The 14,732-nt window shown below is 68.2% G+C and carries 10 protein-coding genes and 1 pseudogene; 4 read left to right on the top strand and 7 right to left on the bottom strand.

Annotation, left to right across the window (positions count from 1 at the left end):
• Window positions 1-83 precede the first annotated feature (83 nt).
• Window positions 84-482 carry a DNA-binding protein gene (locus ABH933_RS03115; RefSeq protein WP_429414947.1) on the bottom strand — a complete coding sequence of 133 codons (399 nt, stop codon included), beginning with the start codon at window positions 480-482 and terminating at the stop codon, window positions 84-86.
• Window positions 483-484: 2 nt separating this feature from the next.
• Window positions 485-736, bottom strand: coding sequence for a hypothetical protein (locus ABH933_RS03110; protein ID WP_429414944.1), 252 nt, complete (start codon window positions 734-736; stop codon window positions 485-487).
• Between the two features lie 7 nt (window positions 737-743).
• Between ABH933_RS03110 and ABH933_RS03105 the strand changes: the two genes are divergently transcribed.
• Complete coding sequence (locus tag ABH933_RS03105) at window positions 744-1,109, top strand: GNAT family N-acetyltransferase (RefSeq protein ID WP_429414942.1); 366 nt, start codon at window positions 744-746, stop codon at window positions 1,107-1,109.
• Between the two features lie 5 nt (window positions 1,110-1,114).
• On the opposite strand, the gene ABH933_RS03100 is transcribed toward ABH933_RS03105, so the two are convergent.
• A complete protein-coding gene (locus tag ABH933_RS03100; RefSeq protein WP_429414939.1) occupies window positions 1,115-2,095 on the bottom strand; it encodes a quinone oxidoreductase family protein in 981 nt (326 codons plus the stop codon).
• A 69-nt stretch (window positions 2,096-2,164) separates the two neighbouring features.
• Window positions 2,165-3,013 (bottom strand): helix-turn-helix transcriptional regulator, encoded by an 849-nt coding sequence (locus ABH933_RS03095; RefSeq protein WP_429414936.1) that lies wholly within the window; start codon window positions 3,011-3,013, stop codon window positions 2,165-2,167.
• A 219-nt stretch (window positions 3,014-3,232) separates the two neighbouring features.
• Here ABH933_RS03095 and glgX point away from each other — a divergent pair.
• Together glgX and treY are read left to right on the top strand one after the other, a co-directional pair.
• Window positions 3,233-5,362, top strand: a pseudogene (gene glgX, locus ABH933_RS03090) (glycogen debranching protein GlgX); the annotation flags it as partial.
• A gap of 113 nt (window positions 5,363-5,475) precedes the next feature.
• Window positions 5,476-7,887, top strand: coding sequence for a malto-oligosyltrehalose synthase (gene treY, locus ABH933_RS03085; protein ID WP_429414930.1), 2,412 nt, complete (start codon window positions 5,476-5,478; stop codon window positions 7,885-7,887).
• A 19-nt stretch (window positions 7,888-7,906) separates the two neighbouring features.
• Here treY and ABH933_RS03080 read toward each other — a convergent pair whose 3' ends face one another.
• Window positions 7,907-9,079 carry a DUF2235 domain-containing protein gene (locus ABH933_RS03080; protein WP_429414927.1) on the bottom strand — a complete coding sequence of 391 codons (1,173 nt, stop codon included), beginning with the start codon at window positions 9,077-9,079 and terminating at the stop codon, window positions 7,907-7,909.
• Between the two features lie 316 nt (window positions 9,080-9,395).
• On the opposite strand from ABH933_RS03080, the gene dnaE reads away from it, so the two are divergent.
• On the top strand, window positions 9,396-12,947 hold the full coding sequence (gene dnaE / locus ABH933_RS03075) for a DNA polymerase III subunit alpha (RefSeq protein WP_429414925.1): 3,552 nt from the start codon (window positions 9,396-9,398) through the stop codon (window positions 12,945-12,947).
• Window positions 12,948-12,968: 21 nt separating this feature from the next.
• Here the strand turns inward: dnaE and ABH933_RS03070 are convergent, their stop codons facing one another.
• Window positions 12,969-14,006: a LacI family DNA-binding transcriptional regulator gene (locus ABH933_RS03070; protein WP_429414922.1), complete on the bottom strand. Its 1,038-nt coding sequence runs from the start codon at window positions 14,004-14,006 to the stop codon at window positions 12,969-12,971.
• Window positions 14,007-14,348: 342 nt separating this feature from the next.
• Window positions 14,349-14,573, bottom strand: coding sequence for a hypothetical protein (locus ABH933_RS03065; RefSeq protein WP_429414919.1), 225 nt, complete (start codon window positions 14,571-14,573; stop codon window positions 14,349-14,351).
• Window positions 14,574-14,732: the final 159 nt, after the last annotated feature.

Raw genomic sequence — 14,732 nt, 5'->3', positions numbered from 1 at the left:
CTGTTCAAGTTACCATCCCGCCGAATCGCCGCCACACCGCATCGACACCACCTCGCGAGCCGAAAACCGCCGCGGGCCGCGATCTAGATCTTCACGATCCTGACTGTCGAGCCTTCGCAGAGTCGGGTCAGGTCGACCGGGTCGGACGTAAGCACGGTGACCAGTCCACGAGTAACGGCCCCCAGGGCGACGGCGGCCAGGGTGGCGTCTATCGCATACTTGTGCTCGCTCATATTGTGGCTGCGCAGCAAAGTGCTTGCGGTCATGGCGATTTCGCGCGTGATTGGATGGACATCGATGTGGCTCAGCACCCAGCTGATTCGCGCCTGATGCACCTTCGCGCCGTCGGCTTCGATCACGGTCATCGCAGTGGTCGCAACCCGCACCCCTGCCGTCTCGGCTGCCTCGACGAACAGGGGGGTGCGCCCCTGCTTACGGTAGAGGTGGGACAGCCCTTCGGAGTCAAGTAGAAGTAGATCCATACTCAGGCGGCACCGGCCTGTGCGCTTCGGTGATGGCGCTCGAATCCAAGTTCTTCGCGCGCGGCGGCGAGTTCTTCTGCAGTGAACGCCTCGTGATCGCGGTGGTAGTCGTCGATCAGCTCGCGCAACTTGTCCATCGCCACCCGATGCTCCAGGGCTTCGGCGATGTAGGCGGACAACCCGTCGCGGGCTCGCTCGCGGGCCTGCTCGGCGAGGTCCTCGGGTAGGCTGATCGAATACTTCTTACTGACCATGCCGCCGATGCTACCAGCGGTAACCATTGATTGTGGTGATGGCGACCTCCATCCGGGATTCGGGTCGACCCGAATCCGGCGGCGAACGGCTCGGCGCGGTGTTCTGCATGCGGGAGGACGAGGCCACCGCCCCGCCTGCTGCTGCTGGTGGAGCCGTCCGCGCGGACGGGGCGTCGGCTCCCCGCTGGTCGAGCACTACCTCGGATTCGCCGCCGCGGCCGGCTATCGCGAGATGGTGCTGTGGACCAACGACGTGCTGACCTCCGCCCGCCACATTTACCAGCGCGCCGGATTCGAGCTCGTGGAGTCCGCGCCGCACCACAGCTTCGGCAAAGACCTGACCGGGCAGACCTGGCGTCGCCCCCTGCACTGAGCCGGTCAGGACGGGACGACCTCGAGCACCAGTTTTCCTGTGGTGGAACCGGACTCGATGCGACGGTGCGCTTCGATCGCATCCCGCAGGGGCAGGGTCTCGACCCCGATCCGCAGCTTCCCGTCGGCGGCCGCGGCGACCGCCCGGCGCAGCGCAGCCCCCGCATCGGCGGGGTAGGCCGCGGAGAAGGCGGCCAGATTGAATCCGGAGACCGTCTTGTTGGTGAACCACAGCTCGTTGGACGACAATCCGACATCCTCGGCGCCGGAAGCGTTGCCCATCACCACCATTCGTCCCATCGGCGCGAGCCGGTCCACGCTGGCGCGCCGGGTGGGGCCGCCCACCATGTCGACCACGATGTCGAACAACCCCGCATCGGCGACGTCGTCGCGCAGGATCACCTCGTCGTAGCCGAATACCTTGGCGGCCTGGATCTTCCCCACACTGCCCACCGTGCCGACCACCCGGCCCGCGCCCAGCAGCCGGGCGGCCTGGCCGAGCTGACTGCCGACACCGCCGGCGGCCGCGTGCACCAGTACGCTCTCGCCGGGTTCGATGCGCGCGACGCGGTCGAGCACCAGGAACGCGGTCGTGCTGTTGGAGGGCAGCGCCGCGGCGGTGGCCAGGGGCAGGGACCGCTCGTCCACCGGCACGACCAGGTCGGCGGCGGTGACCACCACCTCGGCATAGCCGCCGCTGTCGACGATGGTCAGCGCCGCCACCGCCTGCCCCACGGACAGGCCCTCCACATCCGGACCGATCGCCCGGACGTGGCCGGAGACCTCGATGCCTGGCACGAACGGCAGCGGCACATCGACAACGCCCTGCCGGTAGAGGATCTCGGCGAAGTTCGCACCGGCGTAGGCCACGTCGATGGAGACCTGACCGGGCCCCGGCTCGGGGATGGTCACCGATGCTGCCCGGAGCACCTCGGCGGGGCCGAACTCGGGGATGGTGATCGCCGTCATCTGCTGGTTGTTGCTCATGACAACGATCCTGCGGCCCCCGCGACGAGGTAGGCAGTGTCGGCTTATGGGGGGTGTGACAACACCAGGCTATGCCCGCAGCAACCGCTCCAGCCGCTCGCTCGTCTCGGCGCCCACCGGGTTGTGCAGGATGAGATGGTGACCGGGCAGCTCGGGCACCGGGAACAGCGACGCCTCGAACACCATCACCCCGACCTCCGGATGGTCGACGACCTTGATCGCCGTCGTATGCTCGGCCGCGTCGTGCCGCGCCCACAGCTCCGCGAATTCGGGGCTGACCTGGGCCAGATCGCCCGCGATGCGGTCGAATTCGGGGTCGGCGGGGTAACGGGCGGCGTCGGCGCGGAATCCGGCGGCGACGTCGGGGGCGGCCTCGTCCCAGTGCTGGTGCATCACCCGGAACCGCACATTGGTGAAGTATGAGACCAGGCAGTTGTGGTCGGTGTCGCCGTAGCCGAATGCCGCGCGGGCGGCGTCGTTGACGGCCGTGAAGTTCCAGTGCCGGTCGCGGATGTAGCCCGGTCGCGGCGCCCAGGTGTCCAGCAGCCGCTGCATCTGCGGCGACGCCGACACCGAGGGTGCGGCGGACCGCTGCGGCGGATTCAGGCCCGCGAGCCGGTACAGGTGCGCGCGCTCGATGTCGTCGAGGGACAGCGCCCGCGCGACGGCGTCCAGCACGTCGTCGGAGACCTTGATATCGCGCCCCTGCTCGAGCCACGTGTACCAGGAGACGCCCACCCCGGCGAGCACGGCGACCTCCTCGCGCCGCAGTCCCGGCGTGCGACGCCGCCCCGCATCGGGAAGTCCGACCGCAGCGGGTGTCAGCCGTTCGCGGCGACTGCGCAGGAATTCCCGCAACTCCTCCCGGCGGCGGTCCCGGGCGACGCGACGATCCTGATTCACGGACGTACCACTCACCGTCTCACCATAGAACGCGCCGTTCACCCGGGCCGTTTCCAGCCATTTGCGCAGGTCGATCACCGATCGGCAACAAAGCGCACCCGGCCCGGTCGCGACGAGGAGAGCACAACGCGTCCGGCACCGATGCCGCGGCGGATATGCGGCGGATGTGTGCCGCGCCGCAACTGCCGCACCACCCGCACCGGCGGGTCCGCAACGCCCATTACTGTCGGGGGCATGGTTGCACCCGACGCCCTCGGTGACGTGGCGCCGCTCGGCGTCTGGCCGGGCGCCGCGTACCCGCTGGGCGCCACCTACGACGGCGCCGGGACCAACTTCTCGGTCTTCTCCGAGGTTGCCGAGCGGGTGGAGCTTTGCCTGATCGCCCGCGACGGCACCCAGGCCCGCATCCCGCTGGAAGAGGTCGACGGATACGTGTGGCACGCCTACGTGCCCGCCGTCGCGCCGGGCCAGCGCTACGGATTCCGCGTGCACGGCCCGTACGATCCCGAGCGCGGGCTGCGCTGTGATCCGAGCAAACTGCTGCTGGACCCGTACGGCAAGGCGTTCGCGGGCCGCTTCGACAACGATCCCTCGCTCTACACCTACGGCCGGGATTCGCTGGGGCACACCATGACCGGCGTGGTGATCAACCCGTTCTTCGACTGGGCCGACGACCGTCCGCCGCGGCGGCCCTACCACGAGACGGTCATCTACGAGGCCCACGTGAAGGGCATGACGATGACCCATCCGCGGGTGCCCCGCGAATTACGCGGCACCTACGCCGGAATCGCCCATCCGGCCGTGATCGATCATCTGAAGAGCCTGGGCGTCACCGCGATCGAGCTGATGCCGGTGCACCAGTTCCTGCACGATCGCATGCTCCTGGACAAGGGGCTGCGAAACTATTGGGGCTACAACAGCTTCGGATATCTCGCGCCACACTGTGAATACGCCGCCGATCCACGCGCCGGGGCCGCGGTCACCGAATTCAAGGCGATGGTGCGTGCCCTGCACGCCGAGGGCATCGAGGTGATCCTCGACGTGGTGTACAACCACACCGGCGAGGGCAACCACCTGGGCCCCACGCTCGCGTTCCGCGGCATCGACAACGCGGCGTACTACCGTCTGGCACAGGACGATCCGCAGCGGTACGTCGACTACACCGGCACCGGCAACAGCCTCAACGTGCGACACCCGCACACCCTGCAGCTGATCATGGACTCGCTGCGCTACTGGATCCTGGACATGCACGTCGACGGCTTCCGCTTCGACCTGGCCGCCACGCTGGCGCGGGAATTGCACGACGTGGACCGCCTGTCCACGTTCTTCGATCTGGTGCAGCAGGATCCGGTGGTGAGCCAGGTCAAGCTCATCGCCGAACCGTGGGACGTCGGCGAGGGCGGCTATCAGGTTGGCAACTTCCCGAGCCTGTGGACGGAGTGGAACGGCAAATACCGCGACACCGTGCGCGATTACTGGCGCGGTGAGCCGGCGACGCTGGGCGAGTTCGCCTCCCGGCTCACCGGCTCCTCGGATCTGTACGAGGCCACCGGCCGCCGCCCCGGCGCCAGCATCAACTTCGTCACCGCCCACGACGGTTTCACCCTGCGGGATCTGGTGTCCTACAGCGAGAAACACAACGAGGCGAACGGCGAGGAGAATCACGACGGCGAGAGCTACAACCGATCCTGGAACTGCGGGGTGGAGGGCCCCACCGACGACCCGCAGGTGCTGATGCTGCGCGAACGCCAGTCCCGCAACCTGATCGCCACCCTGGCTCTCTCGCAGGGCACCCCCATGCTGCTACACGGCGACGAGATGGGCCGCACCCAGCAGGGCAACAACAACGCCTACTGCCAGGACTCCCCGCTGTCATGGGTGGATTGGTCACTGGCGCAGAAGAATTCGGATCTGTTGCAATTCACCCGCGCGGCGTTCGCGCTGCGCTCCGCGCATCCGGTGTTCCGTCGCCGCCGCTTCTTCGACGGCCGCCCCTCCTCCGATCCGGACCGCGGCGGGCGGGACGCGGCGCCCGATATCACCTGGCTCACTCCGGGTGGCGCGGAAATGACCGCCGCGGACTGGGATTCGGGATTCGGCCGCTCGCTCGAGGTCTTCCTCAACGGCGCGCGAATCAATGAGCCCGGACCCCGCGGCGAGCGGATCTGGGACGATTCGTTCCTGTTGTGTTTCAATGCCCACGACGGCCCCATCGACTTCACCCTGCCCGGACCGGACTTCGGCGTCGGATGGTCTGTGGCGCTGGACTGTTCGGCTCCCACCGGGCGGGCCCGAGCACACTACGGCAGTGCCGCCGTGGTGCCGGTGCCCGCGCGTTGCCTACTGGTCCTGCGCCGGACCGACCCGCCGCCCGGGCCGGGCACGCCCGCGCCGGGCGCCGGGGACACCCACGCCGAGGGGGCCGCGTGGGCGCCGATGTAGAGCCACACGCACGCCATGATGAGATCAAGACCGAGATGACAGAATTCGCTACACCAGAATCGCTCACGATGCCGGTGGTCCGGCAGACCGCCGTCCGCAGCACCTACCGGTTACAGCTGCGCCCCGACGCACTGACCTTTGCCGATGCCCGCGCGATCGCGGAATATTTGCAGCAGCTGGGCATCTCGCACGTGTATTTGTCACCGATCATGACCGCGGTGCGCGGATCCACGCACGGCTACGACGTCACCGATCCGACCGCGGTGTCCCCGGCCCTGGGCGGGCCCGCGGGCCTCAAGGCCCTGTCCGATGAATTGCGCAGCCGCGGTATGGGTTTGATCGTCGATCTGGTGCCCAACCATGTGGGAGTGGGCGATCCGAGGCAGAACCCGTGGTGGTGGGATGTGCTGCGGCACGGCCGCAACTCGCAGTATGCGAGCTTCTTCGACATCGATTGGAGCCCGGGCAACGGAGCGGGTGGGCGGCTGGCGCTGCCGGTGCTGCAGAACGAGAACGATCCCGCCGCGCTGACGGTCGACCGTAGCGGCCCGGAACCGATACTGGCGCTGCATGATCTGCGCTTCCCGATCGCGCCCGGAACCGATGGTGAGAACCCGCTGCGGATCCACGACAGACAGCATTACCGGTTGGTCAGCTGGAAGGCCGGAATCTGCACCTACCGGCGGTTCTTCGCGGTATCCGGCCTGGCGGCGATCCGCCAGGAGGATCCCAAGGTCTTCGAGATCACCCATCGCGAGCTGGCCGCCTGGTGCGAACACGACCTGATCGACGGCGTGCGCGTGGACCACCCGGACGGGCTTGCCCATCCCGCGGCCTACCTGACGCGGCTGCGGCGGCTGATCGGACCGCGCCGGCTGCTGCTGGTGGAGAAGGTGCTGTCCAATCGCGAACCGCTGGACGCGAATCTGCCGATCGACGGCACGACCGGGTACGACGCGCTGGCGGATCTGGGCGGGGTGCTGATCGACCCGTCCGGGGAGAAGGTGCTCACCGAGCTGTCCCGCCGGTTCTGCGGACACGGCAGCAACGGCGCGTGGATCGGCAACAACGAGCACCGCATCAAGCGCGCGGTGGCGGAGACCATGCTGACGCCCGAGGTCCGCCGCCTGGTGGCCGCGATCAAACGCGATGCCAACGCCGAATCCTTCGACACCATGGCGCTGACCAACGCCACCATCGAGGTGCTGGCGTTCATGCCGGTGTACCGCACCGACTACGCGCCGCTGGCCGGCACGGTCACCACCGTGGTGACGAAGGTGTGCAAGCGCAACAGCGAGCTGTACGCACCGCTCTCGGTGCTGGCCACCGCGCTCGCGGTCAACGGCGAGGCGGCGATGCGGCTGCATCAGGTGGGCGGGGCGGTGACCGCCAAGGCGGTCGAGGACACCATGTACTACCAGGGCGCGCGGCTGGTGTCGCTGCAGGAGGTGGGCGGCAATCCGGCCCGGTTCGGGCGGTCGGTGCTCGAGTTCCATCTCGCCAACGCCGAACGGGCGCAGCGGTGGCCCGCGGGCATGACGACACTGTCCACCCACGACACCAAGCGCGGCGAGGACGTGCGCGCCCGGATCGGGGTGCTGTCGCAGGCCGCGGACCGCTGGTCCAAGGCGGTGATCGCCTGGAGCGCGATCGCACCACCGCCGGACGGCGCGACCGCACTGTTCCTGCTGCAGAACATGTTCGGGGTGTGGCCCGCGGACGGGCGATCGGCCGCGGCGGTGCCCGGCCTGCGGGAACGGCTACACCTGTTCGCCGAGAAGGCGGTTCGCGAGGCCGGTACCAAGTCCTCCTGGGAGGAGCCCGATCTCGATTTCGAGGTGGCGCTGCACAACTGGATCGACACCGTGATCGACGGGCCGGTCGGCGCGGAGCTGTCCGCACTGGTGAGCAAGCTGGCCCCGCACGCCTGGTCGGATGCGCTGTCGCAGAAGCTGTTACAGCTGTGTGGTCCCGGAATTCCCGATATCTATCAGGGCTGCGAGCTGTGGGAGGATTCGCTCGTCGATCCGGACAATCGCCGCCCGGTCGACTTCGGGCATCGCCTGTCGATGCTGCAAACGCTCACCGGCACACCGGAACCCGACGCCTCCGGGGCGGTGAAGATGTGGATCGTGGCATATGCGCTCTGGCTGCGCCGCGAGCGGCCCGACTGCTTCGTCGGTGGGACGTACACACCGCTGTTCGCCGCGGGCGACACCGCCGGGCATCTGGTGGCCTTCGCCCGCGGCCGCGCCGACGAGCCGCCACAGCTGATCGCCGCCGCCACCCGGCACAGCGTCCGGCTGGCCGAGAACGGCTGGGGCGACGCGGCCCTGGACCTGCCCGCGGGCACCTGGACCGACCGGCTGACGGGGCACACCTTCACCGGGCGCGTCCGCTTGGAAAAGCTTTTCACCCGCCTACCAGTCGCCCTACTCGTCCGCTGAGCAGTTCCCCGAGGCCGGCTCAGACCTCCTGCGGAACCGCGGCCTCGGTGGCTGCGGCGGGGCTCGCGGCCGGTGCGGCCGTGTGCTCCGTCGGTTCGGTGGGCATGCAGTTGTTGCAGTGTTCCGCCCAGCGCGTCAGGTTCGGCGGATCGTAGGTGGCGCTCGGCTGCGCGCACGAGGCCAGGTACACCCGCTGATCCTCCGGTGCGTCCAGGCGGCGCCAGGAGTCCGGGTAGAACCGGGTGCTGCGCGGATAGCGCAGCCGCGCGGCGAGATTCAGCAGCCGCCAGCCCATGGTCATCGAGTCGTGCGCGCGCACCGGGCCGGTCGCGGTCGCGCCGCGGGCGATCAGCTCCTCGAGCCGGTCCTCGTCGAATTCCAGCCCCTGGCCCTGCGCCTCGTGAACCATCCAGCGCAGCGACCGGTCCGAGAGCCGGCTGTCGGCCATACCACCCCCGACGTCGGTGTGGCTGCCCTCGAACCACACCTGCTTGACCCGGTCCGGCCGCTGCTGGGTCACCCCCGCCTCGTCGGTGACCTCCCACAGGCAGGGCGAGAAGATCCGGCGCCGGTCGTCGATGGCCAGTGCCTGCCGCGCGCAGTGCACGGTCCGCGCGAGCCGCAGATCGTGGAATCGGTAACGGCCCGAAGTGATTCCGGGCACACCCATCGCACCCACCGTATCGAAGACGCCGACGAACTTCATCGGCACCGGCCAGCGGCAGTGCTCGGAGCGGAACTGCGCCCACTGCGCCGGATCCGGATCGTCTGGATGATCCTTGCGCTGGCGGAAGATCCGCATCGCCTCCGGAAACGCCCCGTCGATCATCGCATCGGCGGTCAGCAGCCCGATCCGGTTGATCAGCCCGGACAGGCTCCGGGCGATATATGCGCCGCGGCTGAAGCCGAAGATGAAGATCTCATCACCCGGCTCCCAGTTCAGCGCCAATTGCCAGTACATGGTCGACAGCCCGGCATCCGCACCGAGACCGAACGCGCCGCCGAGATACTTGTCGGCCAGATATCCTCGCGAGCCGGGACCGTCGACATAGAACACGCGCTGCCCGATCGGGCCCCCGGCGGTTTCGGTGGCATTGAGCCGCACCGATTCCGCGATCTTGACTATGTTGGTCACCGAGGGGTTGCTCTCGGCTCCCCAGGTGCCGTCGCAACACACCACCAGTCGTTTCATAACACGATCCTCCCGCCCCATATGGTTCCGAATCCTGCGTAGCGCACTACCCGAATCGCCGCCACGCCCCCGTGCAGGTCTAATCATTCCCGCAAACCCCGCTCCCCACACACTCAATTTCCGCGTCGGCGGGAGCCGGGCGCCCCTCCCCGGCCGCGGAGCCGGGCCGATCGGCGCGGCGCGACCGGAGTGTCGCGCGAGGCCCACCGAGCCCACGCAGGTCACCGGGCCGCGTGCCCTATACCACGTCAGGGGTCCGGATCGGCACCGGCGCGGCGGGATTCAGGTGTCGGTGCCACGATCTAGAATCCAAGCCGTGTCAGCCTCGCCGGGATCGTTCGTTCACCTCCACAATCACACCGAGTACTCGATGCTCGACGGCGCGGCGAAGATCACGCCCCTGTTCAAGGAGGCGGAGCGGCTGGGTATGACCGCGGTCGGCATGACCGACCACGGCAACATGTTCGGCGCCTCGGAGTTCTACAACTCGGCCAGGAAGCAGGGCATCAAGCCGATCATCGGCATCGAGGCGTACATCGCCCCCGAGTCCCGCTTCAACACCAAGCGCGTGCAGTGGGGCGATCCGAGCCAGAAGGGTGACGACGTCTCCGGTTCGGGTGCCTACACCCACATGACGATGGTCGCGGAGAACGCGACCGGCCTGCGCAACCTGTTCAAGCTGTCCAGCCTGGCCTCGCTCGAGGGCCAGCTCGGCAAGTGGTCGCGTATGGACGAGGAGATCATCGCCCAGTACGCCGAGGGCATCATCGCCACCACGGGCTGCCCGTCCGGTGAGGTGCAGACCCGCCTGCGCCTCGGGCACGAGCGCGAGGCCCTCGAGGCCGCGGCCAAATGGCAGGAGATCTTCGGCAAGGACAACTTCTTCCTCGAGGTGATGGACCACGGCCTGTCCATCGAGACCCGGGTGCGCCAGGGTCTGCTGGAGGTCGGCAAGAAGCTGGGCATCCCCGCGCTGGCCACGAACGACTGCCACTACGTGCACCAGTCCGACTCCACCAATCACGAGGCGCTGCTGTGCATTCAGACCGGTAAGACCCTCTCGGACCCGACCCGCTTCAAATTCGACGGCAGCGGCTACTACCTCAAGTCCGCCGACGAGATGCGCGCAATCTGGGATGCCGAGGTGCCCGGCGCCTGCGACAACACGGTGCTGATCGGTGAGCGGGTGCAGTCCTACGAGGAGGTCTGGACCCACCGCGACCGGATGCCCGTCTTCCCGGTCCCCGAGGGGTACGACCAGGCCAGCTGGCTGCGCGAGGAGGTGCGCCGGGGCCTGCTGCGCCGCTTCCCGGGCGGCCCGCCGCAGAAGTATCTCGACCAGGTGGAGTACGAGATCGGCGTCATCCTGGAGATGGGGTTCCCGGCCTACTTCCTGGTCGTCGGCGACTTGATCAATCACGCCCGCGAGGTCGGCATCCGCGTCGGCCCGGGCCGCGGCTCGGCGGCCGGCTCGCTGGTCGCCTACGCGCTGGGCATCACCAATATCGACCCGCTGCCGCACGGCCTGCTGTTCGAGCGCTTCCTCAATCCCGAGCGCGTGTCGATGCCCGATATTGATATCGACTTCGACGATCGCCGCCGCGGCGAGATGGTGCGGTACGCCTCGGAGAAGTACGGCGTCGACAAGGTGGCCCAGGTCATCACCTTCGGCACCATCAAAACCAAGGCCGCACTGAAGGATTCGGCGCGCGTGCTGCACGGGCAGCCCGGTTTCGCGATCGCCGATCAGATCACCAAGGCGCTCCCGCCGCCGATCATGGCCAAGGACATCTCGGTCTCGGGCATCACCGATCCCGAGCACGAGCGCTACAAGGAGGCCGCGGAGGTCCGCGCCCTCATCGAGTCCAATCCCGAGATCGCGAAGATCTACGAGACCGCCAAGGGTCTCGAGGGCCTGATCCGCAACGCGGGCGTGCACGCCTGCGCGGTGATCATGTCCTGCGATCCGCTCACCGACGCGATCCCGGTCTGGAAGCGCGCCCAGGACGGCGCCATCATCACCGGCTGGGACTATCCCTCCTGCGAGGCCATCGGCCTGCTGAAGATGGACTTCCTGGGCCTGCGCAACCTCACGGTGCTCGGCGACGCGATCGACAACGCGAAGTTGAACCGGGGCATCGAAATCGACTTGGACGCCTTGCCGTTGGACGACCAGGCGACCTTCGAGCTGCTGCAACGCGGCGATACGCTCGGTGTGTTCCAGCTCGATGGCGGCCCGATGCGCGATCTGCTGCGACGCATGCAGCCCACCGCGTTCGAGGACATCGTCGCCGTCGGCGCGCTGTACCGGCCCGGTCCGATGGGCATGAACGCGCACAACGACTACGCGGACCGCAAGAACGGCCGCCAAGAGGTCAAGCCGATCCATCCGGAGCTCGAGGAGCCGCTGAAGGACATCCTCGGTGAGACCTACGGTCTGATCGTCTATCAAGAGCAGATCATGCACGTCGCGCAGAAGGTGGCGGGATACTCGCTCGGCCGAGCCGATATCCTGCGCCGCGCGATGGGTAAGAAGAAGGCCGAGGTCCTGGAAGCCGAGTTCGAGGGCTTCGAAAAGGGCATGGTGGACAACGGCTACTCCAAGGCCGCCATCAAGGCGCTGTGGGACACCATCCTCCCGTTCGCCGGGTATGCGTTCAACAAATCGCACGCCGCCGCCTATGGGCTGGTCTCCTACTGGACCGCCTATTTCAAGGCCAACTATCCGGCCGAATATCTGGCGGCCCTGCTCACCTCCGTCGGCGACGACAAGGACAAGGCCGCGGTCTACCTGTCCGACTGCCGCCGCCTCGGTGTCACCGTGCTGCCGCCGGATGTGAACGAGTCCGAGCAGAACTTCGCCTCGGTCGGCGCGGACATCCGGTTCGGGCTGGGCGCGGTGCGTAACGTCGGCACGAACGTGGTGGCCTCGATCATCGCCGCGCGCAAGGAGAAGTCCAAGTACACCGACTTCTCCGACTACCTGAACAAGATCGACACCGTCGCCTGCACCAAGAAGGTCACCGAATCCCTCATCAAGGCAGGAGCTTTCGATTCGCTCGGCCATCCCCGCAAGGGGCTGCTGCTGGTGCATTCCGACGCCATCGACGCGGTCATGTCGACAAAGAAGGCCGAGGCGATGGGCCAGTTCGACCTGTTCGGCGGCCTCGACGACGGCGACGACAGCATCTCGTCGGTCTTCGATGTGAAGGTCCCCGACGAGGAGTGGGAGTCCAAGCACAAGCTGGCGCTCGAGCGGGAGATGCTGGGCCTGTACGTGTCCGGGCACCCGCTCAACGGCGTCGAGCATGTGCTTGCCGCACAGGCGGATACGCCCATCCCCACGATCCTGGAGGGCGATGTCAAGGACGGCGCCCAGGTGACCATCGGAGGCATCCTCGCCTCGGTGAACCGCCGCATCAACAAGAACGGCCTGCCGTGGGCCTCGGCGCAGTTGGAAGATCTGACCGGTGGCATCGAGGTGCTGTTCTTCCCGCAGTCCTATTCGGTCTACGGCATGGATGTCGTCGAGGACGCGGTCGTGCTGGTGAAGGCGCGCGTCTCCGCGCGCGACGACCGGATCTCACTCATCGCCAACGATCTGGTGGTGCCCGACCTGTCCGCGGTCGGCATGGAGAAGCCCCTCGCGGTGACGATTCCGACCCGCCTGTGCACCCCCGACAAGGTCAGCGCCCTCAAGCGGGTGCTGTCCAGCCACCCCGGCACCGCGGACGTGCACATCCGGCACGTGGGTTCCCGCGAGAGGACCACGCTGCTCAAGGTCGCCGACAACCTGCGGGTGTCGCCGTCCTCGGCGCTGATGGGTGATCTGAAGGCGCTGCTGGGCCCGGGCTGCCTGGCCGGCTAGCGGCCCGGGGCATCGGCCCGCCTAGTGCACGGGCGGGCCGGAGCTCTCGCGCATCACGAGCTCCGGAACCACCGCGGCCGGGTCGGGGACGCGGCCCTCGGTCTCGAGCAGTTCCAGCAGCAGCCGCATGCTGCGCCGGCCCACCTCGTCGAAGTCCTGCCGGATGGTGGTCAGCGGCGGGGTCAGGTACGCCGCCTCGGGAATGTCGTCGAAACCGACGACCGAGATGTCCTGCGGGACCCGGATGCCGCGCTCGGCGAACGCACGCAGCAGGCCCAGCGCCATCTGATCGTTACCCGCGAAGACCGCGGTCACCCCGGGCTGATCGGCCAGCGCGAGGCCCGCGTGGTAGCCCGAGCGCGGGCTCCAATCGCCGCCGATCACCGGCAAGATCTCCGCGCCCGCGGCATCGAGGGTGCGGCGCCAGCCGTCGAGGCGATCGCGCGCCTCGATCGAGTCGCTGTCCCCCGACACGTGCCACACCGTGCGGTGCCCCAGGTCCAGCAGGTGCTGCACGGCCAGCCGGGAGCCCTCGAACTGGTCCACCGACGCCGCGGGCAGCCCCGCGTCCTGACCGGCCTCCACCGCCACCGCCACCAGCTGGGCGGGCAGACTGCGCAGCGCTGCCACGGAGGCCAGCTGGGGCGCGATGATGATGACACCGTCGACCCCCTGATCGGCGAGCATGTTCACCGCATCCAGCACGCCCTCCCGGTCGACCCGCTCGAGGGTGGCGATGCTGACGCCGTAACCCGCTGCGCGCGCGGCCCTTTCGATGCCCAGCATCATCGAGGCCGGACCATACAGCACGGTGTCGAAGGTGACGACGCCCAGCACCTTGGAGCGCCTGCTGACCAGGCCGCGCGCCATGGCATTGGGCCGGTAGTCCAGCTCGGCCACGGCGGCGAGCACCCGCTCCCGCGTCTCCGGGCGCACCTGGGGACTCCCGTTCAGCACTCGCGAGACCGTCTGATGCGACACACCGGCCAGCTTGGCCACGTCGGTCATCACGGCCGGGCGGTCCGTCCTGCCCGGGGGGTGCCCATTGCGGTCCCTCACATCACAACCTTCCGTGCCGCCGGCGTCGATCCATGATTCAGGTTAACGCCCGCACCGCCCCACCGGCCCGAGCGAATCGGGCCGAATCATCGTGGGCCTCAAGCGGTATCGCGGACGGACGCCCGGACTGCGCGCCGGGACGATCGATGTTAACGCTCACGGTAGCAAGTCCGAGGCCATCACCGCCACCATCGGATTCGAGTTCGAAAATCGGCAGTAGCCAACACCATTCGGAATCGATGCCCTGACATCGAGCCCGGATGACGATTCGCAGGCGCGGCGAACATCGACACCGAGCGGGAAAGGTCGACCACCGAGGCGCAGTGAGCGCACCATGTCGGGCTAGAGAACCGGGCGAATCCGGCTAACGAGCAGAGCCACGCTCCAGCGCAGCGCGCCCACCGCGGCGGCGGCGAGCACGGCGACCTGTGGCGATCCGACGATCAAGACCAGCAGCACGCAGGTCAGCAAGCCGAGGCCCAGAGCCTCCAGCTTGTACACCGGCCATCGGGTGCCGGCGATGTCGACGGTCCGCGCCACTCGCGACGGACGGTGCACCACTGCCATCACGTCAGGGTACACGGATGTCGAAGTTCGGTCCAACGAACATTTCGGGCGCGGTTCGCCGCCCACCTCCTCGCAGGCCCGTCGTCCGCGTCCTCGCGCGACTACCGCGAACCACCCTCCGACGCACGGCGGCGGCACGGAACCGGACCGCACCGCCGC

Source organism: Nocardia sp. GP40 (assembly GCF_050434125.1).
GTDB classification, from domain to species: Bacteria; Actinomycetota; Actinomycetes; order Mycobacteriales; family Mycobacteriaceae; genus Nocardia; species Nocardia albiluteola.
Note: the sequence above shows the minus strand (reverse complement) of the source record. Positions and strands in the feature narration are given on the sequence as shown.